General features: G+C 67.7%; 31 protein-coding genes. 17 read left to right on the top strand and 14 right to left on the bottom strand.

Annotation, left to right across the window (positions count from 1 at the left end):
* Positions 1-50: 50 nt before the first annotated feature.
* Positions 51-647: a TetR/AcrR family transcriptional regulator gene (locus C1A30_RS11760; protein ID WP_235009832.1), complete on the top strand. Its 597-nt coding sequence runs from the start codon at positions 51-53 to the stop codon at positions 645-647.
* Here C1A30_RS11760 and C1A30_RS11765 read toward each other — a convergent pair.
* A complete protein-coding gene (locus tag C1A30_RS11765; protein WP_101948498.1) occupies positions 644-1,108 on the bottom strand; it encodes a tRNA (cytidine(34)-2'-O)-methyltransferase in 465 nt (154 codons plus the stop codon). The two genes, C1A30_RS11760 and C1A30_RS11765, sit on opposite strands and share 4 nt — an antisense overlap.
* A gap of 15 nt (positions 1,109-1,123) precedes the next feature.
* Between C1A30_RS11765 and C1A30_RS11770 the strand changes: the two genes are divergently transcribed.
* The 6 genes from C1A30_RS11770 (at position 1,124) to C1A30_RS11795 (ending at position 6,644) form a co-directional block, all read left to right on the top strand.
* Entirely contained in the window at positions 1,124-1,729 is a 606-nt protein-coding gene (locus tag C1A30_RS11770) for a bifunctional 2-polyprenyl-6-hydroxyphenol methylase/3-demethylubiquinol 3-O-methyltransferase UbiG (RefSeq protein ID WP_101948499.1), read from the top strand.
* A gap of 218 nt (positions 1,730-1,947) precedes the next feature.
* A complete protein-coding gene (locus C1A30_RS11775) occupies positions 1,948-4,725 on the top strand; it encodes an ATP-binding protein (RefSeq protein WP_101948500.1) in 2,778 nt (925 codons plus the stop codon).
* Positions 4,722-5,138, top strand: a complete 417-nt coding sequence (locus C1A30_RS11780) for a roadblock/LC7 domain-containing protein (protein WP_101948501.1) — start codon at positions 4,722-4,724, stop codon at positions 5,136-5,138. Before C1A30_RS11775 ends, C1A30_RS11780 begins: the two co-directional genes overlap by 4 nt.
* A gap of 7 nt (positions 5,139-5,145) precedes the next feature.
* The gene (locus C1A30_RS11785; protein WP_101948502.1) at positions 5,146-5,520 is read left to right on the top strand and encodes a DUF742 domain-containing protein; all 375 of its coding nucleotides are present in this window, start codon (positions 5,146-5,148) and stop codon (positions 5,518-5,520) included.
* Complete coding sequence (locus C1A30_RS11790) at positions 5,501-6,082, top strand: ATP/GTP-binding protein (protein ID WP_101948503.1); 582 nt, start codon at positions 5,501-5,503, stop codon at positions 6,080-6,082. Before C1A30_RS11785 ends, C1A30_RS11790 begins: the two co-directional genes overlap by 20 nt.
* A gap of 4 nt (positions 6,083-6,086) precedes the next feature.
* A complete protein-coding gene (locus tag C1A30_RS11795; RefSeq protein ID WP_101948504.1) occupies positions 6,087-6,644 on the top strand; it encodes a pentapeptide repeat-containing protein in 558 nt (185 codons plus the stop codon).
* Positions 6,645-6,696: 52 nt separating this feature from the next.
* On the opposite strand, the gene C1A30_RS11800 is transcribed toward C1A30_RS11795, so the two are convergent.
* Entirely contained in the window at positions 6,697-7,125 is a 429-nt protein-coding gene (locus tag C1A30_RS11800; RefSeq protein WP_101948505.1) for a cupin domain-containing protein, read from the bottom strand.
* A gap of 314 nt (positions 7,126-7,439) precedes the next feature.
* Between C1A30_RS11800 and C1A30_RS11805 the strand changes: the two genes are divergently transcribed.
* Genes C1A30_RS11805 through C1A30_RS11815 form a run of 3 tightly spaced genes read left to right on the top strand, consistent with a single transcriptional unit; the run spans position 7,440 to position 9,990 of the window.
* Positions 7,440-7,799: a hypothetical protein gene (locus C1A30_RS11805; RefSeq protein WP_235009834.1), complete on the top strand. Its 360-nt coding sequence runs from the start codon at positions 7,440-7,442 to the stop codon at positions 7,797-7,799.
* A 53-nt stretch (positions 7,800-7,852) separates the two neighbouring features.
* Entirely contained in the window at positions 7,853-9,127 is a 1,275-nt protein-coding gene (locus C1A30_RS11810) for an amidohydrolase family protein (RefSeq protein ID WP_101948506.1), read from the top strand.
* 35 nt (positions 9,128-9,162) lie between these two features.
* Entirely contained in the window at positions 9,163-9,990 is an 828-nt protein-coding gene (locus C1A30_RS11815; RefSeq protein WP_101948507.1) for a pyridoxamine 5'-phosphate oxidase family protein, read from the top strand.
* Here C1A30_RS11815 and C1A30_RS11820 read toward each other — a convergent pair.
* Positions 9,983-10,567, bottom strand: a complete 585-nt coding sequence (locus tag C1A30_RS11820) for a TetR family transcriptional regulator (RefSeq protein ID WP_101948508.1) — start codon at positions 10,565-10,567, stop codon at positions 9,983-9,985. The two genes, C1A30_RS11815 and C1A30_RS11820, sit on opposite strands and share 8 nt — an antisense overlap.
* An 86-nt stretch (positions 10,568-10,653) precedes the next feature.
* Between C1A30_RS11820 and C1A30_RS11825 the strand changes: the two genes are divergently transcribed.
* Together C1A30_RS11825 and C1A30_RS11830 are read left to right on the top strand one after the other, a co-directional pair.
* Positions 10,654-11,046 carry a nitroreductase family deazaflavin-dependent oxidoreductase gene (locus tag C1A30_RS11825; RefSeq protein WP_101948509.1) on the top strand — a complete coding sequence of 131 codons (393 nt, stop codon included), beginning with the start codon at positions 10,654-10,656 and terminating at the stop codon, positions 11,044-11,046.
* A 31-nt stretch (positions 11,047-11,077) separates the two neighbouring features.
* Complete coding sequence (locus C1A30_RS11830) at positions 11,078-12,244, top strand: acyl-CoA dehydrogenase family protein (protein ID WP_101948510.1); 1,167 nt, start codon at positions 11,078-11,080, stop codon at positions 12,242-12,244.
* Positions 12,245-12,302: 58 nt separating this feature from the next.
* On the opposite strand, the gene C1A30_RS11835 is transcribed toward C1A30_RS11830, so the two are convergent.
* The 3 genes from C1A30_RS11835 to C1A30_RS11845 are packed head-to-tail and all read right to left on the bottom strand — an operon-like array spanning position 12,303 to position 16,317.
* Positions 12,303-13,166, bottom strand: coding sequence for a hypothetical protein (locus tag C1A30_RS11835; RefSeq protein WP_101948511.1), 864 nt, complete (start codon positions 13,164-13,166; stop codon positions 12,303-12,305).
* 52 nt (positions 13,167-13,218) lie between these two features.
* A complete protein-coding gene (locus C1A30_RS11840) occupies positions 13,219-15,819 on the bottom strand; it encodes an FHA domain-containing protein (protein WP_101948512.1) in 2,601 nt (866 codons plus the stop codon).
* A gap of 54 nt (positions 15,820-15,873) precedes the next feature.
* Entirely contained in the window at positions 15,874-16,317 is a 444-nt protein-coding gene (locus tag C1A30_RS11845; protein WP_369974153.1) for a nuclear transport factor 2 family protein, read from the bottom strand.
* Between the two features lie 75 nt (positions 16,318-16,392).
* Here C1A30_RS11845 and C1A30_RS11850 point away from each other — a divergent pair, with 75 nt between their 5' ends.
* Positions 16,393-16,842 (top strand): hypothetical protein, encoded by a 450-nt coding sequence (locus C1A30_RS11850; RefSeq protein ID WP_101948514.1) that lies wholly within the window; start codon positions 16,393-16,395, stop codon positions 16,840-16,842.
* Here C1A30_RS11850 and C1A30_RS11855 read toward each other — a convergent pair.
* Both C1A30_RS11855 and C1A30_RS11860 read right to left on the bottom strand, forming a co-directional pair.
* A complete protein-coding gene (locus C1A30_RS11855; RefSeq protein ID WP_101948515.1) occupies positions 16,825-17,454 on the bottom strand; it encodes a dihydrofolate reductase family protein in 630 nt (209 codons plus the stop codon). The genes C1A30_RS11850 and C1A30_RS11855 overlap by 18 nt on opposite strands.
* A gap of 30 nt (positions 17,455-17,484) precedes the next feature.
* The gene (locus C1A30_RS11860; protein WP_101948516.1) at positions 17,485-18,681 is read right to left on the bottom strand and encodes an NADH:flavin oxidoreductase; all 1,197 of its coding nucleotides are present in this window, start codon (positions 18,679-18,681) and stop codon (positions 17,485-17,487) included.
* 27 nt (positions 18,682-18,708) lie between these two features.
* Here C1A30_RS11860 and C1A30_RS11865 point away from each other — a divergent pair, with 27 nt between their 5' ends.
* Together C1A30_RS11865 and C1A30_RS11870 are read left to right on the top strand one after the other, a co-directional pair.
* Complete coding sequence (locus C1A30_RS11865) at positions 18,709-19,563, top strand: bifunctional methylenetetrahydrofolate dehydrogenase/methenyltetrahydrofolate cyclohydrolase (RefSeq protein ID WP_101948517.1); 855 nt, start codon at positions 18,709-18,711, stop codon at positions 19,561-19,563.
* A complete protein-coding gene (locus C1A30_RS11870; protein WP_101948518.1) occupies positions 19,560-19,853 on the top strand; it encodes a DUF3017 domain-containing protein in 294 nt (97 codons plus the stop codon). The genes C1A30_RS11865 and C1A30_RS11870 overlap by 4 nt, the downstream gene beginning before the upstream one ends.
* Positions 19,854-19,918: 65 nt before the next feature.
* Here the strand turns inward: C1A30_RS11870 and C1A30_RS11875 are convergent, their stop codons facing one another.
* From C1A30_RS11875 to C1A30_RS11885, 3 genes are read right to left on the bottom strand one after another with little or no spacing between them, the layout of a single operon-like run.
* Positions 19,919-20,560, bottom strand: a complete 642-nt coding sequence (locus C1A30_RS11875; RefSeq protein ID WP_101948519.1) for a zeta toxin family protein — start codon at positions 20,558-20,560, stop codon at positions 19,919-19,921.
* A gap of 9 nt (positions 20,561-20,569) precedes the next feature.
* Positions 20,570-20,920, bottom strand: coding sequence for a type II toxin-antitoxin system prevent-host-death family antitoxin (locus tag C1A30_RS11880; protein WP_101948520.1), 351 nt, complete (start codon positions 20,918-20,920; stop codon positions 20,570-20,572).
* Between the two features lie 34 nt (positions 20,921-20,954).
* Positions 20,955-21,266 (bottom strand): hypothetical protein, encoded by a 312-nt coding sequence (locus C1A30_RS11885; RefSeq protein WP_142392593.1) that lies wholly within the window; start codon positions 21,264-21,266, stop codon positions 20,955-20,957.
* Positions 21,267-21,396: 130 nt separating this feature from the next.
* Here C1A30_RS11885 and C1A30_RS11890 point away from each other — a divergent pair, with 130 nt between their 5' ends.
* Both C1A30_RS11890 and C1A30_RS11895 read left to right on the top strand, forming a co-directional pair.
* Positions 21,397-21,987, top strand: coding sequence for a TetR/AcrR family transcriptional regulator (locus tag C1A30_RS11890; RefSeq protein WP_101950140.1), 591 nt, complete (start codon positions 21,397-21,399; stop codon positions 21,985-21,987).
* A complete protein-coding gene (locus tag C1A30_RS11895; RefSeq protein ID WP_369974121.1) occupies positions 21,987-23,537 on the top strand; it encodes an FAD-dependent oxidoreductase in 1,551 nt (516 codons plus the stop codon). The genes C1A30_RS11890 and C1A30_RS11895 overlap by 1 nt, the downstream gene beginning before the upstream one ends.
* On the opposite strand, the gene C1A30_RS11900 is transcribed toward C1A30_RS11895, so the two are convergent.
* From C1A30_RS11900 to C1A30_RS11910, 3 genes are read right to left on the bottom strand one after another with little or no spacing between them, the layout of a single operon-like run.
* Positions 23,506-24,237, bottom strand: a complete 732-nt coding sequence (locus C1A30_RS11900) for a class I SAM-dependent methyltransferase (RefSeq protein ID WP_101948522.1) — start codon at positions 24,235-24,237, stop codon at positions 23,506-23,508. The genes C1A30_RS11895 and C1A30_RS11900 overlap by 32 nt on opposite strands.
* Positions 24,234-25,361, bottom strand: a complete 1,128-nt coding sequence (locus C1A30_RS11905) for a homoserine O-acetyltransferase (RefSeq protein WP_101948523.1) — start codon at positions 25,359-25,361, stop codon at positions 24,234-24,236. Before C1A30_RS11905 ends, C1A30_RS11900 begins: the two co-directional genes overlap by 4 nt.
* On the bottom strand, positions 25,361-26,716 hold the full coding sequence (locus C1A30_RS11910) for a bifunctional o-acetylhomoserine/o-acetylserine sulfhydrylase (RefSeq protein WP_101948524.1): 1,356 nt from the start codon (positions 26,714-26,716) through the stop codon (positions 25,361-25,363). Before C1A30_RS11910 ends, C1A30_RS11905 begins: the two co-directional genes overlap by 1 nt.
* Between the last annotated feature and the right edge of the window lie 43 nt (positions 26,717-26,759).

Below are 26,759 nucleotides of genomic sequence, written 5' to 3' on the forward strand. Positions count from 1 at the left end.
AGGACCTCCTAGAGTGGCACTCCAATGTGCTAGAGCGCTACTCTAGCACCGTGCCTCCCATCGACACCCGCGCGGCGATACTGAGTGCGGCCCTCGAGCGCTTCCTTGCCCAAGGCGTCGCGGCTACCACCCTGAAGCAGATCCAGCGCGACGCTCAGGTCAGCAATGGCAGCTTGTTCCACCATTTCGCCGCCAAGGAGGCGCTGGCAGGGGCGGTGTACGCGGATTGCGTCGGGCGCTATCAGCGCGCATTCGTCGATGAACTCGGCCAACACGAAGACGCCGAGGATGCGGTGCGGGCGATCGTCCGGATGCACCTGCGCTGGTGCGTGAAGCACCCGGACATGGCACGGTTTCTCGTCACGATGGTCGAACCGGCAGTCCAGACGGCTGCCGAGCCTGAGCTACATCAGCTGAACAAAGGCTTCGAGGCGGCGGTTCGTGCGTGGTGGAAACCCTTGGCGCACTACGGGATACTGCGGCCGCTCACACCTGCCCAGAGCAATGCGCTGTGGCTGGGCCCCGCCCAGGAACTCGTTCGTGCGTGGCTTCTCGGTGTCGCTGCAGACCCGCCCGCCGATGCCGACGGAGACGTGCTTGCCGACGCCGCGTGGCGCTGCCTGCGAGCGGATCCACCGAAGCGTTAGACCGCGCCGCGGAAACCGTGCTGCCGCCACGCCTCGTAGACGGCGACGGCCGCGGCGTTCGACAGGTTCAGTGAACGCCTGCCCGCCAGCATCGGGATCCGCACCTGCCCGCTGATGTGCGGGTCGGTCAGCGTCGCAGCATCGAGGCCCGTCGGTTCCGGGCCGAACATCAACGTGTCGCCCGGCCGATAACCGACGTCGGCGAACGACGCCTCGGCATGTGCGGTGAACGCGTAGACCGTCGTCGGCGCCAGCGCCTCCCACGCCGACGGCAGATCGCGGTGCACGGTCACCGACGCCAGATCGTGGTAGTCCAGGCCCGCGCGACGCAGTTTGGGTTCGGACAGGTCGAACCCCAGCGGCTGGACCAGGTGCAGTTCACATCCCGTCGCCGCCACCATCCGGATCGCGTTGCCGGTGTTGGGCGCGATGCGCGGCGAAAAGAACAGCACCTTGAACACGGCGATAATGCTTACATGGTCGAGCGGAGCATCTGGATGCAGAAGGTTGCTGCCAACCCCGGACATTCGAACTGGTACATCGAGCGCTTCCGGGCCATGGCGCGCGCCGGGGAGGACCTTGCAGGCGAGGCTCGATTCGTCGACGCGATGGCGCCGCGGAAAGCGCACATCCTCGATGCCGGCTGCGGCCCAGGCCGGCTGGGCGGGGTGCTGGCCAAGGCTGGGCACCGGGTGATCGGCGTCGACGTCGACCCGGCGTTGATCGAGGCCGCCGAGCAGGATCATCCCGGCCCGCGGTGGCTCGTCGGCGACCTCGCCGAACTCGACTTGCCCGCTCGCGGCATACGCGAACCGTTCGACGTCATCGTCTCCGCGGGCAACGTGATGGCGTTCCTCGCCCCGAGCACCCGGGTGCAGGTGCTCGGCCGACTGCGCGCGCACCTCGCCTCCGACGGCCGCGCGGTGATCGGATTCGGGGCCGGCCGTGATTATGAGTTTGGCCAGTTTTTCGACGACGCGGCGCAGGCCGGATTCGCGACGGATCTGTTGCTTTCCACCTGGGATCTGCGGCCGTTTCGCGACGACTCCGACTTCCTTGTCGCGGTCCTTCGGGGCGCCTAATTCATTTGCTCAGACGGTACGAAACAGCTCGTCAGAGCAGTTACCAACTCTGTCTGTTCAGTAAGAATTGTGGAATCGGCTGCACATGGCTGGCATACTCGACCAATTGCCAGGCGTAGAACGCGCGCCCATCGGTGGGCGAAATCAGCAGGAAGCCTTATGAACCACGCTCCATTACTGAATTGCGGGCAGGCGGCCGATCGCAGCGGCGGGCGCCCATGACCGCGTTCTCGCAGCTGAAAAAGGCCGATGGCACGGTCGTCGATTTCGAGCCGAAACAGCCGCCGCCCGCCAAGAGACCGTCGCGGTGGTCGATCGCCAACTGGCCGGTGCGCTGGAAAGTGTTCGCCATCGTCCTGGTGCCGTTGGTGCTTGCGGGCACGTTCGGCGGGTTACGCATCTATTCGAGCGCGACGCAAGCCGCCGACCTGCGCCGAGCGGCCGACCGCGCCGAGATGGTGCCCGCGATCGAAAGCTATATGGCCGCGCTCGACGGGGCGATGCTGGCGAGTTCGACCGGCGGCGACGCCCAGGCGGCGCTGACCAAGTTCGACAGCAGCAGGCAGGAACTGCAGCGACGGCTGACCGACACCGACGTCGCCCCCGACGTGCGCAAGGGCGTGCAGACCATGGTCAGCGCCGGCCAGGGGCTGATGGACAAGGTCACCGCCAACAGCATCGGGCTGCGAGACCGCGTGCAGGCCTACACGCCGATCCTGCTGACCGCCGAGGACGCCATCAACGGCTCGGTGCGCGTCGACGACGAACGCATCCGCGCCGAGACGCTCGGCCTGAGTCGCGCCGTCGGCGCCCGCGGCCAGATGATGATCCAGCAGCTGCTGGTGAACCTCGGCGGCGAGCTGCCGGACCCCGAACTACGGCTGTCGATGACCACGGTGGCGGGCACCGAACCGTCGACCCTGTTCGGCATGAGCCAGGTGCTCGGCGTCGGCTCGCCTGAGGCGCAGAAGCTGCAGGGCGAGTTCGTCAAGCGGATGGCGATCATGTCGGATCCGGCCGCCGCACTGGTCAACAACCCGGACCTGAGCGCGTCGATCCAGGCCACCAACCAGATCGCGGACAAGATGGTCGCCGACACCTCGCGCGCGGTGACCGCCGCGGTGGAGGCCGACGCGGCAGCGCAGCGCACCGCCGCGATCCGCGACGCCGCGATCGTCGTCGGCGCACTACTGCTGGCGCTGCTGCTCGTCATCCTGGTGGCGCGTTCGCTGGTGCGCCCGCTGCGCAGCCTGCGGGACAGCGCGCTGAAGGTGGCGCACGAAGACCTGGCCCGCGAGATCGAACGGGTCCGCGCCGGCGCGGAGGCGAGCCACGTCCAGCCCATCCCGGTCTACACCTCCGAAGAGGTCGGCCAGGTCGCGCACGCCGTCGACGAACTGCACGAGCAGGCGGTCCTGCTGGCCAGCGAGCAGTCGCAGATGCAGCTGCAGATGAGCGACATGTTCGAGACGTTGTCGCGGCGCAGCCGGTCGCTTGTCGACCAGCAGTTGTCGCTGATCGACCGCCTCGAGCGCAACGAAGAGGACCCCGACCGGCTGGAGAGCCTGTTCCGGCTGGACCATCTCGCGGCCCGGATGCGCCGCAACGGCGCCAATCTATTGGTGCTCGCGGGTGCCAAGGTGCCGCGCGATCAGGCCGAGCCGGTGCCGGTGTCGGCGATCATCAACGCCGCGGCCTCCGAGGTGGAGGACTACACCCGGGTGGTCACCGCGACGGTGCCCGACAGCGAGGTCATCGGCGCGATCGCGGGCGACCTGGTGCACCTGCTGGCCGAGCTGCTGGACAATGCGCTGCGCTATTCGCCGCCGATCTCGCAGGTGCGGGTGTCGGCCGTGCACACCGGTAATGGCGGGCTGGTCATCGAGGTCAGCGACATCGGCATCGGCATGACCGAATCCGATCTGCGGGTGGCCAACACCCGGTTGCAGTCCGGCGGCGAGGTGAACCCCTACACCGCCCGGCACATGGGTCTGTTCGTGGTCGGCAGGCTGGCCGCCCAGCACGGCCTGGTGGTCCGGTTGCGCAGCACCATTGCCGGAGAACCGAATTCGGGCACCACCGCCGGTGTGTTCGTGCCGGGTACGTTGCTGGCGGTCGCGGGCGGGCCCGACCAGTTCGGCGAGCCGGACTACGGCCTGCCGGCGGACGCGCACGCAGGCATCCACACCGCCCTGGCGCTGGACGAGGATCACGACTACGCCGATCACGTCGAGGAGCCCGGGCACGAGTACACCAACGGGCACGGCGACGTGCCGGTGGCGTTGCTGCCGCAGCGCAACCCCGGCGCCAGCGGTATTGCCGACCTTCCTGCGTCGCTGGCGCAGCCGGAGCAGCCGCCGCAGGACGAGTGGCCCGCCGAGGAGTCCTGGCCCGAGGATTCGATGCCTGCGCAGACCGAAGAGCACCCGCCGTGGGGACAGCCGTTGGCGCCGCAACCGGAGGAGGCCGACCGCGCGCCTGTCGACACGTCGGCGTTCTTCGCGTCCCGCGCGCAGGCCGCCAGCAATGGCGTCGCCCACGAAAACGGGGCCGAACCGGCGCCGCCCGCCCAGCACACCGCCGACGAGCCGTCGGCGACAGCGGGCGCCGACGACGCGATCTATCAGAAGATGTTGTCCGAGTGGCTCGTCGACCCGACGGACCTGGCCAAGAGCGAGGACCTGAACTGGCAGTCGGTCTGGGATCACGGCTGGTCAGCGGCGGCTGCCGCGGACGAGGCGCCCGTCACCGAGCACACCGAGGAAGGCCTGCCGGTGCGCCAGCCCGGGGCGCGCCTGGTACCGGGCGCCGTCGACGCCGCAGGCGGCCCCAACGGCGGCGAGCAGGTAGCATCGGCGGCTGAGTTCGGCACCGGCGGAGGACCTCTTCCATCGCGCGACCCGGACGCGGTCCGTGCAAGCATCAGCAACCATTTCGGTGGGGTGCGCGCGGGTCGATCACATGCCCAAGAGAGCAGAGGAACAGATCGCGAATGACCCACCCGTCACGTGCGACGCAGCGGGATTCGCTCGACTGGTTGGTCTCGAAGTTCGCACGCGAGGTGTCCGGCGTCTCGCACGCCGTGCTGGTGTCCGCTGACGGGCTGCTGATGGCCGCCAGCGAGCACATGCCGATCGAGCGTGCCGACCAACTCGCCGCAGTGGCGTCCGGCCTGGCGAGCCTGTCGACCGGTGCCGCGCAACTGTTCGACGGCGGGTACGTGCTGCAGTCCGTCGTCGAGATGGAGAACGGGTACCTGCTGCTGATGCGTGTCGGCGACGGCTCCAACCTCGCGACGCTGGCGACCCGCAACTGCGATATCGGCCAAATCGGTTACGAGATGGCCATTTTGGTGGAACGAGTCGGCGCCGTGGTCCAATCGGGACGGCGCGCCCCTCAGCACTCGTGAGCCGCCTATGGACTTCTGGGAATCAGACGATACGGACGAGCCGCAGCTGGTTCGCCCGTACACGTTGACGGCCGGTCGCACTGATTCCCGCGTCGACCTGCCTCTCGAGGCCCCCGTCGAAACGGTGCCGGAGCCACCGCGACCGCCGCGCTGGCCGGGCAACGACGTCCATGGCCAAATCCTCACTTTGTGCGCCGAGAGCCCCTCGGTGGCCGAAGTCGCAGCTGTCTTATCGCTGCCACTCGGCGTGGCGCGCGTGCTAATCGGTGACCTCGTGACGCAAGGTTATCTACGGGTGCACACCACCATCGGTGAGTCCACCACCATCGACGAACGACGTGAATTGATAGGAAGGACCCTGCGTGGCCTACGAGCGCTCTGAGGGGCGGGACACCGCCTCGACGAAGATCGTCATCTCCGGTGGCTTCGGCGCCGGTAAGACGACGTTCGTGGGTGCGGTATCCGAGATCATGCCGCTGCGCACCGAGGCCCTCGTGACCAACGCCTCGGCCGGAGTCGACGGACTCGAGATGACCCCGACGAAGAACACCACCACCGTGGCGATGGACTTCGGCCGCATCACGCTCGCCGACGACCTGGTGCTGTATCTGTTCGGCACACCGGGGCAACGCCGCTTCTGGTTCATGTGGGACGACCTGGTCCGCGGCGCGATCGGCGCGATCATCCTGGTCGACGTCCGTCGGCTGGCGGACAGCTTCGCAGCCGTCGACTTCTTCGAGGCGCGCAATCTGCCCTTCCTGATCGCGATCAACGAATTCGACGGGGCGCCAAGGCATCCCGCTCAGGCGGTGCGCAAGGCGCTGGCGCTGCGCGAGGACATTCCGATCATCGCCGTCGACGCCCGCGACCGGCATTCGGCGAAGGCCGCGCTGATCGCCGTCACCGAGTACGCCCTGAACAGCCTCACGCCGCTGCACGGCTGAGCCCGTGGCCGACGAGGTCTGGACCGAGCAGGAGTTCGACGGCCGCGACTTTCGTGACGAGGATCTGAGTCGGCTGCGCACCGAGCGTGTGGTGTTCACCGAATGCGACTTCAGCGGCGCCGACCTGTCGGAATCCGAACATGTGGGCACGGCGTTCCGCAATTGCACATTTCGCCGGACTTCGTTGCTGCACAGTAACTTTCGCCACAGCAGCTTCCTCGGCTCGGTGTTCACCGAATGCCGGATGCGGCCGGTCACCTTCGTCGAGGTGGATTTCACACTGGCCGTTCTCGGCGCGGCGGATCTACGTGGCGTCGACCTGTCCGACTGCCGACTGCGTGAGGCGGGCCTGGTGGACGCGGATCTGCGCAAGGCGGTGCTGCGGCGGGCCGACCTGTCCGGCGCACGGACGCAGAACACCAAGCTGGATCAGGCCGATCTGCGCGGTGCCCGGGTGGACCCGACGTTGTGGACGACGGCGGCGTTGCGCGGGGCGAAGGTCGACATCGAGCAGGCGGTGGCTTTCGCGGCCGCGCACGGTCTCGACATCCACGGCGGCTAATCGCACGACGCCTCGCAGCTGAAGTGCTTGTCCGGCAACCTGATTAACGGCGTCAGATCCTGCGCAACCAGGGCGCGGAAGGGTCGATCCAGGTCTGATCGACGGGTCCGATACCGGTGACGGCGATGACGGCCGGTTCCGAGGCGTCGGGAAGTGCGCCGTCGTAGTGAGGGGTGCCGGCCACCCGCTTGACGAACGAGCCTGCCTGCGCCGGAACGGCTTGCGCCGGATCGAAGTCGGGCCCACTGTTGCACCACCAGACACCTGAGATCACCACACACAACCGATCGGTGCGGTAGAAGTGCGGTGCACTCATGTAGCCGGGATACCACTTCATCAGCACCAGGTACTGGCCGCTTTCGTTTTCACTGCCCGCGAGCACTGCCTGCGCGACGGATTCCGCGGGCGCGTCAGGCGGTGTCCGCCAGACGATTTCGTCGGGCAGCCCAATAATCGTCTGCGTCGGGTCCAGTCGGCCCATGGTCGGTCCTGTCTTCCTGCCAGCTATCCAGAGGAGGCGAACTTGAGTGGCTCAACTCGTCGCGGGAGCGTTGCTGCTGCGGCAGTTTCCGGCGTCCTGAACTGCGCTTATTCACGTTCAAAGGCGTCCTAACCGCGTCTTGAATCTGACTTTACGGCAGAAGATGGAGAGCGACAGCAGAAGTCGTACGCGTATCGGGTACCGGGCGCCGTGCCGCCGTAGACCCGTTGTTGGGATCGGTAGCTGTGGACCGGCGGTGAACTTGCTTCAACGACGGCGCCGATTGTGGCGTCGCAGAAGCAAAGGAACACGACATGACCAGTTCCACCGCGAAGCGGATGCTCACCGGGGCGTTGGTGTCGGCCGGTGTCGCGGCCGCGGGTCTCGGTCTGAGCGCGGGTACGGCCGAGGCGGGCACCCCGCCCGGCGGGCCCTACACGTGGTGCCCGGGCGATCCACCCGTCGCGACCGGCAACATCCGGGTCAACCCGGTGATCTGGGACAACAACATCTGCCACACGTACTACTACGTGTATCACGGCCAGGGCAACGTGGCGCAGAACATCTGGGACGGGCCGAATCCGCCCGGGCCGCCGCCGCCTCCGCCCAACCTGACCCCGCCGCTTCCGCCGGGGTGGTGCTGGTCGCTGTTCATCCCGACGCCCTGCCCGTAGGGCTACCCCGCAGTTTCGCAGCGCGGCGGCCCGCAGGCGATCAGGATGGGGCGATGGCAGACACCTGGGACAGCATCGATCGCTACGTCGTCATCTCGACGGACACTCACGCCGGCGCCGATCTGTACGACTACAAGCCGTACCTGCCGACCCGGTTGCACGACGAGTTCGACGCGTGGGCGAAGACCTACGTGAGCCCGTTCGACGACCTCGTCGTCGCCACCGCGCAGCGCAACTGGGATCACGAGATGCGGATGTCGGAGATGGACGCCGATGGTGTGGCCGCCGAAGTGCTGCTGCCGAACACCATCCCGCCGTTCTTCCCGACCACGCCCAACATCACGATCAGCCTGCCGCGCACCCGCGACGAGTTCGAGAAGCGGTGGGCGGGGGTGCAGGCGCACAACCGGTGGCAGGTCGACTTCTGTGCGCTGGCCCCGACGCGGCGACGCGGACTGATCCAGATCTTCCCCAACGACATCGAGCTGGCGCTCGACGAAATCCGTTGGGGCGCAGAGCAAGAGTGCTTCGGCGGGGTGCTGGTGCCCGCCGTGTCGCCCGGTGATCCGGATGTCGCACCGCTGTTTCACACCCGCTACGAACCGATCTGGGCGCTGTGCGCCGACCTCGACCTCACCGTGGTGCAACACGCGGGGGCCGGTAGTCCGCTGATGCCGATGGATCAGCCGGCGTCCAACGCGGTGCTCGTCACCGAGATGGCGATGTGGGCGCAGCGCACCGTCTCGCATCTGATCCTCGCGGGTGTCTTCGAGCGCTACCCCACGCTGCGGTTCGTGCCGACGGAGCAGGGCACGCTGTGGCTGCAGCAGCAGATGATGCTGCTCGACGTGATGGTGCCGAGCATGAAGACCGAGGCGCACAACCGCACATACGGGATGTTCGGCGGTTCGTCGATCGACGAGCTGAGGCTGGCGCCCAGCGAGTACGCGAAACGCAACTGCTACCTGGCGTCCGAACTCACCCCGTACGAGTCGTCGATGATCGACTACATGGGCGCCGACCACATGATGTGGGGCAGCGACTACCCACACGAGGAAGGGTTCGCGCCGCACTCCAAGTTGGCCATCCGGTGGGCCCTGCACAGCCAGTCAGAGGACACCTGCCGCAAGATCCTCGGCGGCAACGCTGGCCGGCTGTACCGGTTCGATCTGGATGCCCTCACCCCGGTCGCGGCCGAGATCGGCCCGACGGTCGCCGAGGTGCACACGCCGCTGGGCGACACCGGCTACGTCGCACCGCCCGCGTTCGGTTTCCGGCCGTTCGAAGGGGGCCTCGCGCTGAAACGACTGGCCCCGGCACGCAGCTAAGGGAATAACCGACTCCCGTGGGGGTTGACGGTGGCATGGCCGACCAAGGTTTCCACGACGGCGAACTCGCCGTGCAGGAGCGTGCAGGCGTGCGTGCCCAGGCGGCGCGCCTCGGTGGCGCGATGCTGGCCGTGCCCGATCTCAACGGCGGCATCAGCAACTTCCTGGCCGATCGCGACTTCGCCGTCATCACCGCGCGCGACGTCGACGGCCGACTGTGGGTTTCGCCGCTGTTCGCGGCGCCCGGATTCCTACAGGCACACGACCGCACGCTGCGCGTCGGCACCACGCCGGGTAGCGGTGATCCGTTGCACGGCCTGCCTGCGGGGCAACCCGTCGGGATGCTCGCCATCGAATTCGCCATCAGGCGAAGGGTTCGCGTGAACGGCACCCTGATCCGCTCGGATCCCGACGGTATGGAACTGTTCGTCGACCAGGCATTCGGCAACTGCCCCAAGTACATTCATCCGCGTCACCTCGACCACGTCGAGCGGGGCGCCGGCGGGGCCGAGCGTTTGGACCACCTCACTGCCGAGCACGTCGCGCTGATCGCACACGCCGACACGTTCTTCCTCGGCACCGTTCATCCGACCAGGGGCGCCGATGCGTCGCATCGCGGCGGCCCGGCCGGTTTCGTCCGCGTCGAGGACGGTGCGTTGTGGTGGCCGGACTACCCGGGCAACAACATGTTCAACAGCTTCGGCAACATCGAGGTCGATCCGACGGCAGCATTGTTGTTCATCGATTTCGACAGTGGCGCAAGGCTTCACGTGTCGGGCACCGCAGCGGTCGAATGGGATGTCGGGCGGGGGGTGAGATTCACCGTCGATTCGGCGGTGTCCGTCACGCCCTCCGTTACCTGACCCCGCTCAGATGGGCGGCGATCACCGGCGCGACCCGTTCGATGAGGACGTCCACCGGCGTCGATGCGATCGGTTCCACCCGCAGGATGTGGCGCAGATAGGCGATGCCCAGCAGTTGGCCCATCGCGAGATCGATCCGAAGCTCAGCGTCGGGTTGAGCAAGGCTCCCCGCGATCTCTGAATACACCTGTCCCTGGATGAACTGGCGGACCAGGTGCGCGGACTCGTCATGGGTGGCCGCCCCGCGAAGGATGGCGAGCAGCGGCGCGCGTGACTCCGGCTGCTCCCACGCCTCGAAGAACACCCGGGTCAGCCGTACGCCGATGTCGCGTCGAGCGCCGCCGGTGACTCGGGCAGCGATCGCCGCAGGCTCGAACGGCCAACCCATCGTCGCCCGGAACAGTTCGGCCTTGCTGCCGAAGTAGTGCCGGATCATGGCGGGGTCGACGCCCGCGGCCGCGGCGACGTCGCGTACCGAGGTCTTGTCGTAACCGGCATCGGCGAACAGGCGGCGCGCGGCCGCGAGTATCACGTTGCGGGTATCCGTCTTGCCGCGCGGTCGTCCGATCCGGGCCATGGTGCTGAAATTCTACAGTCGTTGACTTTCCCCGCGGCGCCGAGTTAGCGTGAAAACCGAAATTCCACAAGTGAGGAGTTTTCGATATGCCAGCACCTCGATGGGTCGCCAAGGCCAACAAAGTCGGGCTGAACCGCCTCACCAAGTTCGTCGCTCCGTGGGCGCCGGGATGGGCGGTCGTCATACATCGCGGGCGGAAGTCCGGCAGGACGTTCCGGACGCCGCTGTGGGCCTTCCGGCGTGGCAACGGATATGTGATCGCGTTGACCTATGGGCCCGACGCGGACTGGGTGCGCAACGTTCTCGCCGCGGGTGGCTGCGAACTCGAGAGCCGACGACGGCGCTACCAGCTCGGGGCTCCGCGGCTGTACCGCGATGAGAACGCTTCCGACATGCCGGCGTTCATTCGGTTCATGCTGCGTCGCGTCATCAAGGCGCCCGAATTCCTCGGTCTCGACATCGTCGGCAATCAACCGTGACCGCAGCAGCTACCGCGTACGGTCATCGACCATGGGAAGTCAGGTTGTGGCGCGGGCCCGCGGTATGCGCGAAGTGGTGATGGCCGAGGCCGAGGAGTCGGAGCGACTGCGCACCTTGACGCCAGGGATCGTCGAGCAGATGTGGGCCAGCGGACTGATGACGTCGTTCAACCCCGTCGCCGCGGGCGGAGTCGAGCCGTCGTTCGCCGAGATGATCGAGACGTGGATCGAAATGGCTTGGCAGGACGGCTCATTCGGCTGGTGTGGGATCGCTAACCTGCCGTCGACGTTCGCCGCGGCGTCGTATCTGCCCGACGAGGGCTTCGCCGAGGTGTTCACCGCCAACGACAACCGCATCACGATGGGCGGGCAGTTCTTCCCCAACGGCCAGGGGCACGCGGTGGACGGCGGCTACCGGTTGACCGGGTCGTGGAGCTTCGGCTCGGGCACCGGGCATGCGGAGTACATCGCGGCCGGCTTCATGCCGATGGACGACGGCGAGGTCCGCTGGGTCAGCGAGAGCCTACCGGATATGCAGGTGGCGATCGTGCCGCGCTCAGACGTCACTTTCACCGACGGCTGGTTTGTCCAGGGACTCAAGGGAACCGGGTCCTACGACTACAACGCCGCGGACGTCTTCGTGCCGGGGTACCGGACGTTTGCATTGTTCGCCCGTGAACCGCACCGCGGTTCGTCGCCCGCGACCAGGATGGGGCTGATGCCCGTCACCGCAGCGGGGCACGCGTCGTGGGCGCTGGGGGTGGCCAAGAGCATGCTCGACGACGTCGAGGAGTTGGCCGCCACGAAGTTCCGGATGAGCGACATGGCCTCGCTGGCCAGTCGGCCGACGTTCCAGAAAGGGTTGGCGCATCACGTCGCATCGTGGCGGGCCGCCCGGCTGCTGGTGCTCGACGCGTTCACGACCGCCGAGGCGGCCGTCGCCGCGGGGGAGGAACTGACGCCGGCGTTGCGCGCGGATATGCGGGTGGCCGCCGTCTACGCCACCGACGTCGCACGCGCGTGCGGCGAGTGGGCGCACCTTGTCGCGGGCACCAGTTCGATCCGCGAGGGCAGTCGCCTGGAGCGGGCCTTCCGCGATCTCTACACTGGAACGCAGCACGCCTTCATCAGCGAGAAGGTGGCCATCGACGCAGCCCAAGTCTGGCTCGGCATCATCGAAGACCAGCCAGGCCTGTAGCCGTCCTTGCCGCGAGGCTGTAGTTATCGCGGGAAAGTGCGAGTGGGTCGCACGGTAACTACAGTTTCGCGGACGACGGGCGCCAACCGCGGGATACCAACGCCCTGCGCGCCCGCTCGACGATGTCGTCGGGCCTGTCTTCCTTGACGACTTGGTCGACAATCCAGCCGAGAGCCCGCGCTCTGCGCAGCGAGTTGATGTCGTTGACGTACTTGCGACGGTTGGTTTGATGTAGTTCTCCGTCGTACTCCGATACCACGAAGAAGTCCTCCCATCCCATGTCGGCCATCCGAACCAGGCGGCCGCGCCCCTCGACGATGGGTATTTGCGTTGTCGGCCTTGGCAATCCGGCGTCGATGTAGAGCAATCGCAGCCAGGATTCCTGCAGCGACGCGGCGCCGCCGTCGACGAACGGGAGCACAGCGCGCAGTGCCTTCAGGCCGCGTGCGCCTCGGTATCGCTTGGCCAGCACCAACACGTCCTCGGTCGAGAAGACCTGCGAGTGCATCAGGGCGTCGAGTCGCGCGACGGCCTCGCCCCGCGGCAGATAGCGGCCCAGGTCGAACGCCGTCCGAGCCCGCGTCGTCACCGGCACGCCTGCCACCTTGGTGATCTCGTCGTCGGCCAGTTTCTCGTCGCGAGCCACGAGCCCGGCGGGGGAGCGGCTTCTGTTCCAGATCAACTCGATCGGGATGTCGACGTCAACCCACTGCGCGCCGTGCAACGCAGAGGCCGCCACTCCCGCGATGACGCCGTGGCGGCCGGATCGCAACCACGCGCCCTCGATCCGGTCGAGCAGCGTCACCTGATGCCGCTTCGGGACGTACACGTCGCGAAACATCCGCTGATGCCAGAACCGCAACTCGTGCTCGGTCAGCTCCCCCGCTGCCATCGCCTCGCTGCCGAGAAACACCTGCCGCATGCCGGGATGCTCGCACCCCGCGACGACATGTCCGCGAGGCAGCAGCGAAAACTCAGCCGCCCTTGAGGCGGATCTTCCACCGCACGAAGCTGACGTAGCCCACACAGATCGCTGCGAGCATCGCCATGTTGAACCACCACGCGCCCGGCGTGTGCCGCCAATGCGAATCCTGTGGTGTGAGTGGACCGGGCACTAGTCGCAACAGGTCGATCGTCGACGCGGTGCTGGCGAAACCCCAACGGGCAGGCGTGATCCACGACAACTGGTCCAACACGATGCGGCCGGTCACCGGGATCATGCCGCCCTGGAACACCAACTGCGACATGATCGCGATGACCAGCAGTGGCATGATCTGCTCGTTCGACTTGGCCAGCGCCGAGAGCGCCAGGCCCGTCATCGCCGCCGCCACACAGCAGGCCGCCACGTCGACGTACAACTCCAGCGTGCGTGGCGGTATCACCGCGCCGTGTTCGGTGGCCCCGGGACCCCACTTCTTGCCCCACACGTTGATGCCGACCACGATCGCGGACTGCAGCAACGCGAATCCGGCGAACACGAACACCTTGGCCAGGATGTACGCGGTCGTGGACAGCCCAACTGCCTGCTCGCGCAGGAAGATCGCCCGCTCGCCGATCAGCGCGCGGATAGTCAATGCGGTGCCCATGAAGATCGCGCCGACGTTGAGCAGCACCAGGATCTGCCCCGGCTCGTTGGGCGCCTCACCGCCCTTGATCGCCGGTACGGGCACACCGAAGCCGACGTCGCCGGGCACCGAAAGCGACAGCACACCCATGATGAACGGCAGGAACGCCAGGAAGACGAAGTACCCGCGGTCGGACACGATCAGGCGCATCTGGCGCCGCGCGATCGTCGAAAACTGCCGTCGCAGACTGGTTTTCGTCGGCTGGCCGAGATCGGTCGGTTTCTGGGCGGGCGGCGGTGGTGGCGGCGGACCGTGCTGCGCGAGGAAGCGTTGGTTCGCGGAGTCCGGATCGCCCGCGACGGTGCTGAAGATGTCCGCCCAATTGGTGGTGCCCATCGACGGGCCGATCTGGCTGGGCGGACCGTAGAACGCCGTCATGCCGCCGGGCGCCAACAGCAGCACCTGGTCGCACACGTCCAGGTACGTCAACGAGTGCGTGACCACCAGCACCACACGGCCCGCGTCGGCGAGTTGGCGCAGCATCGTCATCACCTGACGGTCCAGCGCCGGGTCCAGGCCGGAGGTCGGCTCGTCGAGGATCAGCAGCGACGGGCCGGTGAGCAACTCCAGCGCCACCGACGCGCGCTTGCGCTGCCCGCCCGACAGCTTGTCCACGCGGGTGTCGAGGTGTTTGGTCATCTCGAGTTCCTCGAGCACCTCGTTGACCACCTGTTCGCGGTCGGCCTTGTTGGTGTCCGGCGGCAGCCGCAGTTCGGCGGCGTACATCAGCGCCTGCCGGACGGTCAGCTGGCCGTGTACCACGTCGTCCTGCGGCACCATCCCGATCCTGGACCGCAGCGACGCGTACTCGGCGTGCACGTCATGGCCCTCGAACGACACCGTGCCCGTCGTCGGGTGGGTGTACCCGGCCACCAGACGCGCGAACGTCGACTTGCCCGCACCCGACGGCCCGATCACCGCGGTCAACGTGCCCGGCCGCGCCGACATCGAGATGTTGTTCAGCAGCGTCTTGTTGCCCTCGATGGTCCACGTGACGCCGTGCACCTCCAGGCCGCCGGTGCGGGTCGCGGCCTCGGTCTCCGTGCGGCGCACCAGGGTTCCGCCACGGAACACCATGTCGATGTTGCCGATGGTGACGGTGTCGCCCTCGTGCAGCACCGCCGAGTCGACGCGGGCGCCGTTGACGAATGTGCCGTTGATGCTGCGGTTGTCGACGATCTCGGTGCCGCTCGGGGTGGACACCAGGGTCGCGTGATGACGCGACGCCAGCACGTCGGGAATCACGATGTCGTTGTCGGTGGCCCGGCCGATCTTGATCGACCCCGGCGGCGCCTTCGGGGCGCCCCCCGGCCGCAGGATCTTGAGCATGCTCGTCGCGAGGTTGCCCTCGCTGGTGCGTGGTGCCGCCGTCGGCCCCAACTGGGTGACCGACTCCAGATCGGGGGAGGCGATCGACGCCTGCGACACCGGGGCAGGCCTGCGGACCGGCTGCGACGGACCGCTCGGATATGACTGCGGAGCCGACGGATAGCGCGCCTGCGTTCCCGACGGATACATCGGCTGGTGCGGCGGAACCGCGGTGGGCGGCCGCGTCGTCGGCCCCTGCGGCGGGTAGTTGGGAGCGGGCCGCGGCGCGACGGGCACCGACGTGGTCTGCAGCGGTGTCCCCGCCGAACCCTGATGCCTGCCAACCTCGAACGTCAGCGCCGGACCGTCGGGATTGCCGACGTTGACCTGCATGCCGTCGTGGATGTCGGCGGTCGGCACCCGGCGGCCATTGGCGTACAGGCCGTTGAGGCTGCCGTTGTCGATCGCGACCCACCGGCCCTGGTCGAACCGCAGCACCAGGTGCGCGCGCGAGATCAGCGGGTTGCCCACACGGACGTCGGCGCGCAGATCGCGGCCGACGACGACATCGTTGCCGGGCGCGAACGTTCGCGTGGAGCCCTCGTACCGAACGGTCAGCGCGGGCGGATTAGGTCGGCTCATCGGGACCGACTCTATCGGGGTTGCGGCCGAATGCGGTGCTGGTCTGCTGGCGCGTCAGGACGCCACGCCGACGCGCCACCGGGCGGTGTCGGTGATCTGTTGCAGCGCGGCGATCCGCCGGCCCCGTGTGGTGATGACGTGGGCGAAGGTGGCGTCGACGGCGGAGCCCCCGTCGCGGGCCGTGCCCCGGTACCGGCCGAGCACCACGACGCGCTCGTCGTCGACGCACAGGTACTCCTGCGGATCGACGTGGATGTCGTACTCGGTGGCGATGCGCCCCCACACGCTGACGATCATGTCGGCAGCGCCGCGGTGCTCACCGCCGACCCCGTGCGGCATGCCTGCACTCACCGTGCCGACGAAATCGTCTGTGAGCAAACCGAATAGAGCTTCGCCGTCGGCGTGAGCCATCGCATCGTAGAGCCGTTGCGCCGTTGCAATGGGAGTGGACCCCGCGAGCGCCGAGGAGATCGTCGAGCAGTGCGCGCGGGCGCTGATACCGGCTGGTTAACTTTTCGACTTCGCTACGGCGCGTCGAGCGGCCCCGCGCTTGCATTCGTGATCTGCTGAGGCATGCGGTCTGTGAAAGCCACCGCATGGCGGCACGGCAAACTGGGACGAGCGGTGCTGCTGGTGTGCGCGGCGCTGATCGTCCCGCCGGCGACGGCGAGTGCGGAGCCGGGCGGCGCCATCGGCACCGACGACCGCGGCTTCATCGACAAGGCGGCCAGGTGCGACGCGCCGAAATCCGCCCTGGCCCTCGGACGCACCGAACAGTCGCTGGTCGCGATCTGCGTCGACGACAGCGGCCACTACGAATACCGCGGGATGCGCGTCAAGGACGACTACGCGCTCAAGGTGCCCGGCGCCGTGATGCTGGCAGGCAAGTACGTGGCGCGCAACGCCAACTTCACCTACATCTTCTCGCCGAAGGAACTGATGATCCTGCAGGGCTGGGGATGGGTGATCCGCAAGGAGCCGATGGTCGCGTTCGTCGAGCCGCGACTACCCGTCGGCGGATAGGCGATCGGGCGCGCTCATGTCACCGGTTGCGGGGACGCCGTCGGCGAGTGCGTAGCGCAGGAACACGGTGCCCTTCGCGCTGGCGGCCGGCGGTTCGAGCAGGGTGAGGTTGGTGGGCACCGCGCCGCCGTCGAACACCTTCTTGCCGACGCCGAGGACGATCGGGTGCACCCAGAGGTCGAGGCGGTCGAAGAGCTTCTCCCGCAACAGGGTCTGCACCAGATTCAGGCTGCCGACCACCCGCACCTGCTCGTGCCGGTCACGGATCTCGCGCACCGCGGCGGCCAGATCCGGGCCGAGTTGCGTCGACCCGGCCCACGCGAGGTCGGGCGTGCCGCGGGAGGCCACGTACTTCGGGACGCGATTGAACAGGGTGCCGAACTCGTCGTCCTGATGCGGCCAGTAGGCGGCGAAGATGTCGTAGGTCCGCCTGCCCAGCAGCAGCGCATCGGTGCCCTGGTAGGCGGCGTCGATCTGGGCGCCGACGGCGTCGTCGATCAGTGGCGCCTGCCAGCCGCCGAACGGGAAGCCCGCCGGGTCCTCGTCAGGGCCGCCGGGCGCTTGGCCGACGAAGTCGAGGGTGGCGAACAGTTCGATCTGAATGAGTCCCATGTCGAGGTAGACCTGGCGCGGGCCGCGGACTCATCGCAGCGGCAGCAGCCAGTCCGGTGATCCGGTCACCACGCAGTGGGTGTGGCTGTAGATCGTCGACATGCAGATGTTGCAGTGCGTGCACGCCGAGCGCACCGCGCTGTCGGCCTGGATCCTGTTGATCAGATCGGGTTCGGCCAACAGCGCGCGACCCATCGCGACGAAGTCGAACCCTTCTGCCATCGCGAGGTCCATGGTCTCCCGGTTGGTGATGCCGCCGAGCAGGATCAGCGGCATCTTCAGTTCGGCGCGGAACAGCTTGGCGTCGCGCAACAGGTACGCCTCGCGATATGGGTACTCGCGGAAGAACTTCTTGCCGGCCATCCGGATGCCCCACCGCAGCGGCGGCTTGAACGCGCCGGCGAACTCCTTGACCGGCGCGCCGCCGCGGAACAGGTACATCGGGTTGACCAGTGAGCTGCCCGCGGTCAGTTCGATGGCGTCGAGGCCGCCGTCTTCTTCGAGCCACTTGGCCGTCTGCAGCGACTCGTCGGTCGAGATGCCGCCGCGCACGCCGTCGGCCATGTTGAGCTTCGCGGTCACCGCGATCTGGTCCTTGACGACGCGGCGGACCGCGGTCACCAGGCCGCGCGCCACCTTGGCCCGGTTCTCGAGTGAGCCGCCGAATTCGTCGGAGCGCCGGTTGATCAGCGGGCTGAGGAACGAGCTGGCGAAGTAGTTGTGGCCCAGATGGATTTCGACCGCGTCGAAGCCGCAGTCGATGGCGTAGCGGGCGGCGTCGGCGTGCGCTTTGATGATGTCGGCGATGTCGTCGCGGGTGGCCTTCCTGGCGAAGCGCATCGACAGCGGGTTGAAGAACCGCACCGGCGCGTACGCGGGCGCCTGCGTGGAGCGGGCGTTGGCGACCGGGCCGGCATGGCCGATCTGCGCGCTGATCGCGGCGCCCTCGGCGTGGATGGCCTCGGTCAGCTTCTTCAATCCCGGCAGGGCCTCGGGTCGCCACCAGACGGCGTTGCCCTCGGTGCGCCCACCCTTGGACACGGCCAGGTACGCCACCGTCGTCATGCCGACGCCGCCCGCGGCGGGCAATCGGTGATAGGTGATCAGGTCGTCGGTGACGAGCGCGTTCGGCGTCGACGCCTCGAACGTCGCGGCCTTGATGATCCGATTGCGCAGCGTCACCGGGCCGAGTTTGGCCGGGGTGAACACATTGGGCTGAGTGTTCATGCAGGGGAGCCTGCCACAATGTGATCCGTGGGTGCGATCACACTGGACGGTAAGGCCACGCGCGACGAGATCTTCGTCGACCTCAAACATCGGGTTGCGGCCCTGACCGCGGCAGGCAGGACGCCCGGACTGGGCACGGTTCTGGTCGGCGACGACCCCGGATCGCAGGCCTATGTGCGCGGTAAGCACGCCGACTGCGCGAAGGTCGGCATCAACTCGATCCGGCGCGACCTGCCCGCCGACATCAGCCAGGCCAAGCTCGACGAGACCATCGACGAACTCAACGCCAACCCGGAGTGCACCGGGTACATCGTCCAGTTGCCGCTGCCCAAACATCTCAACGAGAACGCCGCGCTGGAGCGTGTCGACCCGGGCAAGGACGCCGACGGACTGCATCCGACCAACCTCGGCAGGCTGGTTCTCAACGAGCCAGCGCCGTTGCCGTGCACACCGCGCGGTATCGTGCACCTGTTGCGCCGCTACGAGGTGGAGATCGCGGGCGCCCAGGTGGTGGTGATCGGGCGCGGCGTCACGGTCGGCAGGCCGCTCGGCCTGTTGCTGACGCGCCGGTCGGAGAATGCGACGGTGACGTTGTGCCACACCGCAACTCGGCATCTCCCTGAGCTGGCGCGCGAGGCCGACATCATCATCGCCGCGGCCGGGATGCCACACATGGTGACCGCCGAGATGGTGCGGCCAGGGGCCGCCGTGGTCGACGTCGGGGTGTCGCGCGACGCGGAAGGCAAGCTCGTCGGCGACGTGCATCCCGACGTGTGGGAAGTCGCGGGTCATGTATCGCCCAATCCGGGCGGGGTGGGCCCGCTGACGCGGGCGTTCCTGCTGACCAACGTCGTCGAGCGCGCCGAAGCCTTGGCCAAGTGACCCTGAAAGAGTTCACCCGCAAGGTGTTTGGCGGGCAGTGGCCGATCCTGCTCGTCGGCGTGATCATCATCGCGGCGTTCGGTCTGGTGGTCGCGGGTTATTGGCGACGCGGGGCGCTGGTGCTCGCCATCGGTGTCGGCGTCGCGGCGGCGTTCCGGCTGGCGCTGCCCGAAGACCGGGTGGGGCTGCTCGCGGTGCGCAGCAGGACCATCGACTTCGTCACGACCGCGTCGGTCAGCGCGGCGATGCTCTACGTCGCGTGGACGATCGACCCGCTGGGCACCAGCTAGCTTCTCAGCGTCGAATGGCCTGTTATGGCACGCTTTTTCGCGGTTTCCGTGTCATAAGTGGCCACTCAACTCAATTTCAGTGCGGCCGCGACGATCGGCTTGGCCCACTCCGGCGTCTGCGAAAGATCCTGCGGGCCTTCGATTGCACCGTGGTCGAGGTGCAACACCAACACCGGTCGCGGCGCGCGTCCCGCGGCGGGGTCGGCGTCGGCGGAGTTGTCGTAGACCTTCAATTCGGTCAGATGCGGCAGCAACTCGATCAGGTTCAGTCTGCTGTGCCGCCAGCGGCGGCGGATGCTGGATTCCGGGATGTCGTGACCGCCGGCCTGCACCCGGTGGCGGACCCGTTCGATGTGCAACTCCGGGCTGGCCAAGCCGACGTAGAAGACGCGGACCTCGAAGCCCTGCGACGCCGCCTCGGCGAGCAGGCGCGGCATGGTGGCGCCGCCAAGCGTGGACTCGAAGGCAAAGTCCTTGCGCTCCAGGATCGCCCGCTCGAGCAGGCGCCGGCCCTGATGCCAGGCCGTCGCATTCGCCTGCACCTGGTCGAGTCCCGGGTTCGTGGCCATCAACTGGCGCGCCGCTTCGTCGGGATTGAAATAGTCGGCGCCCGACGCGCGAATCATGGCGCCGCCGATGCTGCTCTTACCCGCGCCGTTGACGCCGGCCAGGACGTAGAGGCGCGGAGCTGGGGCCTTGCGGGCCATGCGGTGCGGTCAGCGCTTGGCGCGGGCTGCCTTGACCGCGGCGCGGCCCAGTTGTTCCGGTGACGCGTCGAACGCCGACGCCATCGCCGACCTGGCTTTCGGCGTCTGCATCTTCTCCAGCAGCCGGTCGAAATCCTCGGACAGGTCGTCGAGGGCGGGCGTGCTGGCCTTTGTCAGCGCCTCGAATTCCGCGTAGGACAACAACACCGCCTTCGGAGTGTTGTGCTTGGTGATCGCCACCGCGCCGCCGAGGGAGGCCTGCTCGAAGATCGTGCCGAACTCGTTCTTGAAGCGGGTGGCGGCGACGGTCGGGACGTCGACCAGCTCGCCGTCGCGGTTTCGGAATGTCAAGGTCGCCATGTGGCCATACTAGCCATTCTGTGCGAAATAGCCATTATGGCCGGGGGCACCCCAGGAACTGGCATGTGACGTTGGTGTCCTCGCCTGCGACCAAACGCCAGCTGCCGCCGATGGCGCCGTCTTGGACCTTCAATCCAACGATCTGGGGCGGATACCCGCGGGACATCGCGTAGTAGTTGTGGCAGACCGTCCAGTCCCAGTCAACCTCGACGAAGCCTCCTGGGACGGGCTGGCCCGGACACCAGGTCTCCGCTTGGGCGATACCGGCACCGAGGCCGAGCGCCGCCAGACTCATCCCAGCCGACACGAGTGCCGCGGCTGCCAGGCCTGCGATTTGTCGTTTCATGAGAACCCCCTGTGTGTGTTGGTGATCACAGCGTGCGCTCGGGCGCTTGGCGAATCCTTGGAGTTCCAAAGTTTGCCCACTGGGCAATTTTGCCTATTATGCAGGATTCAGTTAGCCTGGCTGAGTGACCATGGGACTGCGTGAGCGCAAGAAGCTCGGCACCCGCTGGGCGCTCAGCAATGCCGCGTTGGAGCTCGCGCTCGAGCGGGGGCTCGAGAACGTCACCCGCGAAGACATCGCCAACCGGGCCGGCGTATCGCTGCGTACTTTCAACAACTACTTCACGGGCAAGTACGAGGCGGTCGCGTTCCGCCAGGTCGACCGGACCCGGCAGAGTCTCACGATCTTTCGTCAGCGGCCAGCCGACGAGCCGTTGTGGTCGGCGATCACCGAGTCGATGCTTGCGCCGCTGGAAGCCGCGGGCGCCACCGACGTCCGGCCGACCCCCGCAGAGTTGGCCGTCATTCGCGAACTGCTGTCGGCGCGGGACATGCGGGCAGCGCTGACGCGAGAACTGTTCGCCGACTGGGTCGATGCGGTCGCCGAACGCACCGGGCTGGACCCGGTGCGCGATATGTATCCGCGGTTGGTCGTCGCCGTCGTCAGGGCGGTCGGCGAAACGGCGATGGAGACGTACGCCAACGCCGATCCGCCGGTGGCCTATACCGAGTTGCTGCGTCGCGGCCTTGCCGATGTCGCCGCTGGACTGCCTGAAAGGTGATGTCGATGTCCGAAAACCAAGTGGTCATTTCCGGGGCAGGCCCCAACGGCTTGATGGTGGCGTGCGAGCTTGCGCTGGCCGGTGTGCGGCCCGTCGTGCTCGAGCGGCTGTCCGCGCCCAGCGACGAACCCAAGGCCAACGGCATGATCGGCCAGGTGGTGCGGCTACTCGACATGCGCGGGCTCTACCACAGGTTCACCGGGTCCGACGAACCGCCAAAACCGATGTACGAGTGGATATTCAGCGGTATGCGGGTGCCGTTGACCGGGATGTCGGACAGCCCGATGTACGGTCTGCCGATCCAGCAGCCGCGCCTTGTCCGGTTTCTGCTCGAACGCGCACAGGACCTGGGTGTCGAAGTGCGATGGGGGCACGAGTTGATCGGGGTGGACCCGCGCTCCGACGGCGTGACGGTCACCGTGTCCACCGCTGACGAGACATACCGGATCGACGCCACCTACCTGGTCGGCGCCGACGGTGGCCGCAGCACCGTGCGCAAGCTGGCGGGGATCGACTTTCCCGGCCATACGTCCGACATGGTGGCCCGGATCGCGCACGTCGGTGTTCCGCCGGAAATGCATTCCGCCGCAGGCGGAATCGACGTGCCCGGCTTCGGTCCCGTGCCGTTTGGCCATAACCGTCTGAACAACGGCGGCATCATCTTCGCCGAGATGGAGCCGGGCAGGCCGCTGGTCGGGACCATCGAGTTCAACCAGCAGGCCGACGATTCGGCTCCGATGACGCTGGACGAGTTACGCGACAGCGCGCGACGCGTGCTGGGCGTCGACCTGCCCGTCGACCCGCCGCGCGGCGACGGCCCGCATGCGTTGCGTCGCATCGCCGGACAGAACACCCGGCAGGCGGACCGGTACCGGGTGGGCAACATCTTCCTGGTCGGCGACTCGGCGCACGTGCACTCCGCGATGGGAGGCCCCGGCCTGAACCTCGGCATGCAGGACGCCATGAACCTCGGCTGGAAACTGGCTGCCGCAGTCAACGGGTGGGCCCCTCCCGGCCTGCTCGACACGTATCACAGCGAGCGGTTCCCGGTCGGCGAGCGCGTGATGATGCAGTCCTTGTCGCAGACCGCGCTGTTCCGGCCAGGGCCCGAGATCGCCGCGCTGCGAACACTTTTCGCTGAGTTACTGCAGTTGCCGGGTGTCGGCGCGCACATGGCGCACCTGCTGGCTGGTTCGGACGTCCGCTACGACACCGGCGACGGGCATCCGCTGTCGGGCCGCCTCGTGCCCGATCTGACGCTCGACGACGGACGCCGGGTGGCCGAACTGCTGCACTGCGGGCGTCCCGTCCTGCTCGACCTGTCCGGCTGTGTGGGTGACGCCGCCGACGAGTGGGCCGACCGTGTCGACGTCGTCACCGGTTCCACCGCCGACATCGACGCGATGGCGATCCTCATCCGGCCTGACGGCTATGTCGCCTGGGCCGCAGACACTTTCGACGCGGATGACGGCGAGCGGTTGCGCGAGGCGCTGCGGCGATGGGTCGGCGAGTTGGCGACTACGCGAGTGTCGCCCGGATGCCGACCGTGACGTATGGCAGCGCCAGGCCGTTGGTGTTGGCCAGCGCCGGATGGGTGGCCAACAACTCGCGCACCTGCTCGAGGGTGCGGGTGCGCACCTTCTCCGGTGAGGTGATGCAGTAGCTGCGCGAGGCGACCAGGTCGATCAGCGCCTGCGGCGTCAGGTAGCTGGTCCACTCGACGTGGTGGCGCTCGACGTCGGTGAACGACGCGGGCAGCGTCACCTTGTGGCTCAACGGGTCTTCTTCGTGGCCGATGATGCGGCCCAGGTCTTTGACCCAGCCCAGCCGTTCGTCGCGGGTGTTCCACACCAGGCCAAGCCGGCCGCCAGGCCGCAGCACGCGGGCGATCTCCTTCGCCGCGAGTTCGGGGTCGAACCAATGCCAGGCCTGCGCGACCAGCACCGCGTCGACGCTGTCGTCGGGCAGCGGGATCTCCTCGGCCGTGCCAAGCAGCGCAGGCGTATCAGGCAGCGAATTGCTCAGCAGCTCCAGCATTTCCGGGATCGGGTCCACGGCGAAGACATTGAGGCCGCGTTCGACCAGCCGGGTGGTCAGCTTTCCGGTGCCCGCACCCAGGTCGAGCACGTCGACCGCCCCGTCGGGCAGCAGCCAGTCGATGGCTTCGGGCGGGTAAGACGGCCGCCCCCGCTCGTATGCCGCGGCCTCCGCGCCGAACGACAGTGAACGCTGCTGCCTGGAATGGCTCACCGTTCGGCCAACTCCAACGTTCGACGAATCAGCTTGCCCACCGCCTCGGTCTCCAAGAGAAAGCCGTCGTGGCCGTAGATGGAGTCGACCACGTTCAGCTCGGTACAACCGGGCAGCAGCTCCGCCAATTCCTCCTGCAGCCGAATCGGGTACAACCGGTCCGACGTGATGCCACCGACGACGACGGGCACGGGGCAGCCGCGCAGGGCCGCTTCGACGCCGCCGCGGCCGCGGCCCACGTCGTGGCTGGACAGCGCTTCGGACAGCGCCACATAGGTGCCCGCATCGAACCGCTTGAGCAATTTGCGGCCCTGGTGTTCCAGGTAGCTCTGCACCGCGTAGCGCCCGCCGGTCGAAGGGTCCTCGCCGCCCTGCGGATCGTTGCCGAACCTGGCGTCGAGTTCGTCCTCGCCGCGATACGTCAAATGCGCGAAGCGTCGCGCGATCTCCATGCCGACATCGGGTGAGCGCCCAGTGCCGTAGTAGTCGCCGTCGCACCAGTTCGGGTCGGACTTGATGGCCGCGATCTGGGTGCTCTGGGTGCCGATCTGGTCGGCGGTCGCGCGCGCGCCGACCGCCAGCACCAGCGCGGCGCGGACCTTGTCGGGGTAGCCGACGATCCACTCCAGCGCCCGCGCGCCGCCCATCGAGCCGCCGACCACCGCCGCGACCTCGGTGATGCCGAGCGCAGCCAGCGCGGCCACATCGGCCTCGACCTGATCGCGCACCGAGACGAGAGGGAACCGCGAGCCCCACGGCTTTCCGTCCGGCGCAACAGAACTCGGGCCCGTCGAGCCGCGGAAGCCGCCCAGCACGTTGGTGGCGATCGCACACCAGCGGTTGGTGTCGATCGGCGCACCAGGCCCGGCGACGCCTTCCCACCAGCCCTCGGTCTCGTCACCGGGACCGGTCGGGCCGGTGACGTGGGAATCGCCGGTCAGCGCGTGCAGCACGACGACCACGTTGTCGCGGCTTGGCGACAACTCGCCCCACCGCTGCACCGCGATCGTCACGTCGTCGATCACCGCGCCGTTCTCCAGCGTCAGCGTGCCGATGTCGACATGGCCGACTTCGCCTTCTGCGGGCAGCGGTGCCACGTCAACTCTCACTTCGGACAGTGTCATCAGAACGCCGCCGTCGCTTTGGGGTCCGCCGAACCCGAGGAGTTGAACGGCTTCGCGGCCGCGAAACCCTGTTCGAGGTCGGCCAGGATGTCGTCGATGCCCTCGATGCCGACCGCGAGGCGGACCAGTCCCGGCGTCACGCCGGTGGCCAACTGCTCCTCAGGAGTGAGCTGGGCGTGCGTGGTCGACGCCGGGTGGATCACCAGCGACCGCACGTCGCCGATGTTGGCGACGTGGCTGTGCAGCGTCAGCGCGTTGACGAACGCCTTGCCCGCGTCGATGCCACCGGCCAGCTCGAAAGCCAGCACCGCGCCGGTTCCCTTGGGGGCCAGCTTCTTTCCCAGCTCGTACCACGGCGACGTCGGCAGCCCGGCGTAGTTCACCGAGATGACATCGGGATGACCGGCCAGGTATTCGGCCACCTTCTGCGCGTTCGCCACGTGCCGCTCAACACGCAGGCTCAACGTTTCCAGGCCCTGTGCGACGAGGAACGCGTTGAACGGCGCGGCGGCCGAACCGAGATCCCGCAGCAGTTGCACGCGGGCTTTCAGCGCGAACGCGGGCGGGCCGAGTTCGGCGAACACCACACCGTGGTAGCTGGGGTCCGGGGTGGTGAAGCCTGGGAACTTGCCGTTGGTCCAGTCGAAGGTGCCGCCGTCGACGATCACGCCCGCGATCGCCGCGCCGTGTCCGCCCAGGTACTTGGTGGCCGAGTGCACGACGATGTCGGCGCCGTGAGCCAGCGGCTGGACCAGGTACGGGGTGGCGACGGTGTTGTCGACGATCAGCGGTACACCGGCGTCGTGCGCGACGGCCGCGACGTTGGGGATGTCGAGGATGTCGTTCTGCGGGTTGGAGATGGTCTCGCCGAAGAACGCCTTGGTGTTGGGCCGCACGGCCGCCCGCCAGGAGTCCAGATCGTCGGGATCCTCGACGAAGCTGACCTCGATGCCGAGCTTCGGCAGCGTGTAGTGGAAGAGGTTGTAGGTGCCGCCGTACAGTCGCGGGCTCGACACGATGTGGTCGCCCGCGTTGGCGAGGTTGAGGATCGCGAAGTGCTCGGCAGCCTGGCCGGAGGCCAGGAACAGCGCGGCGACCCCGCCCTCGAGCGCGGCGATGCGCTGCTCGACGACGTCCTGGGTCGGGTTCATGATCCGGGTGTAGATGTTGCCGGGCTCGGCGAGGCCGAACAGCGCGGCCGCGTGCTCGGTGCTGTTGAACGTGTACGACGTGGTCTGGTAGATGGGCAGCGCCCTGGCGTTGGTCGCGATGTCGGGGGTCTGGCCTGCGTGGACCTGTTTGGTCTCGAATGACCATCTGGCCTTCGGGTCGTCGAGGGTGTTTTCGGTGCTCATGGGGTGTTCTCCTGATGTGATGGGCCTGGCTGGGGTGCGGTCG

It is taken from the genome of Mycobacterium sp. 3519A (genome assembly GCF_900240945.1).
GTDB lineage: Bacteria > Actinomycetota > Actinomycetes > Mycobacteriales > Mycobacteriaceae > Mycobacterium.

Bases quoted from the DNA above. Each gene is read 5' to 3' on its own strand.
- C1A30_RS11885 (WP_142392593.1), bottom strand. From the start codon at position 21,266: ATGAAACGACAAATCGCAGGCCTGGCAGCCGCGGCACTCGTGTCGGCT.
- C1A30_RS11780 (WP_101948501.1), top strand. From the start codon at position 4,722: ATGACCCACCCGTCACGTGCGACGCAGCGGGATTCGCTCGACTGGTTG.
- C1A30_RS11775 (WP_101948500.1), top strand. From the start codon at position 1,948: ATGACCGCGTTCTCGCAGCTGAAAAAGGCCGATGGCACGGTCGTCGAT.
- C1A30_RS11840 (WP_101948512.1), bottom strand. From the start codon at position 15,819: ATGAGCCGACCTAATCCGCCCGCGCTGACCGTTCGGTACGAGGGCTCC.
- C1A30_RS11905 (WP_101948523.1), bottom strand. From the start codon at position 25,361: ATGACACTGTCCGAAGTGAGAGTTGACGTGGCACCGCTGCCCGCAGAA.
- C1A30_RS11875 (WP_101948519.1), bottom strand. From the start codon at position 20,560: ATGGCCCGCAAGGCCCCAGCTCCGCGCCTCTACGTCCTGGCCGGCGTC.
- C1A30_RS11785 (WP_101948502.1), top strand. From the start codon at position 5,146: ATGGACTTCTGGGAATCAGACGATACGGACGAGCCGCAGCTGGTTCGC.
- C1A30_RS11800 (WP_101948505.1), bottom strand. From the start codon at position 7,125: ATGGGCCGACTGGACCCGACGCAGACGATTATTGGGCTGCCCGACGAA.
- C1A30_RS11770 (WP_101948499.1), top strand. From the start codon at position 1,124: ATGGTCGAGCGGAGCATCTGGATGCAGAAGGTTGCTGCCAACCCCGGA.
- C1A30_RS11890 (WP_101950140.1), top strand. From the start codon at position 21,397: ATGGGACTGCGTGAGCGCAAGAAGCTCGGCACCCGCTGGGCGCTCAGC.
- C1A30_RS11815 (WP_101948507.1), top strand. From the start codon at position 9,163: ATGGCCGACCAAGGTTTCCACGACGGCGAACTCGCCGTGCAGGAGCGT.
- C1A30_RS11895 (WP_369974121.1), top strand. From the start codon at position 21,987: ATGTCGATGTCCGAAAACCAAGTGGTCATTTCCGGGGCAGGCCCCAAC.
- C1A30_RS11825 (WP_101948509.1), top strand. From the start codon at position 10,654: ATGCCAGCACCTCGATGGGTCGCCAAGGCCAACAAAGTCGGGCTGAAC.
- C1A30_RS11850 (WP_101948514.1), top strand. From the start codon at position 16,393: ATGCGGTCTGTGAAAGCCACCGCATGGCGGCACGGCAAACTGGGACGA.
- C1A30_RS11805 (WP_235009834.1), top strand. From the start codon at position 7,440: ATGACCAGTTCCACCGCGAAGCGGATGCTCACCGGGGCGTTGGTGTCG.
- C1A30_RS11835 (WP_101948511.1), bottom strand. From the start codon at position 13,166: ATGCGGCAGGTGTTTCTCGGCAGCGAGGCGATGGCAGCGGGGGAGCTG.
- C1A30_RS11910 (WP_101948524.1), bottom strand. From the start codon at position 26,716: ATGAGCACCGAAAACACCCTCGACGACCCGAAGGCCAGATGGTCATTC.
- C1A30_RS11880 (WP_101948520.1), bottom strand. From the start codon at position 20,920: ATGGCGACCTTGACATTCCGAAACCGCGACGGCGAGCTGGTCGACGTC.
- C1A30_RS11810 (WP_101948506.1), top strand. From the start codon at position 7,853: ATGGCAGACACCTGGGACAGCATCGATCGCTACGTCGTCATCTCGACG.
- C1A30_RS11860 (WP_101948516.1), bottom strand. From the start codon at position 18,681: ATGAACACTCAGCCCAATGTGTTCACCCCGGCCAAACTCGGCCCGGTG.
- C1A30_RS11855 (WP_101948515.1), bottom strand. From the start codon at position 17,454: ATGGGACTCATTCAGATCGAACTGTTCGCCACCCTCGACTTCGTCGGC.
- C1A30_RS11820 (WP_101948508.1), bottom strand. From the start codon at position 10,567: ATGGCCCGGATCGGACGACCGCGCGGCAAGACGGATACCCGCAACGTG.
- C1A30_RS11830 (WP_101948510.1), top strand. From the start codon at position 11,078: ATGGGAAGTCAGGTTGTGGCGCGGGCCCGCGGTATGCGCGAAGTGGTG.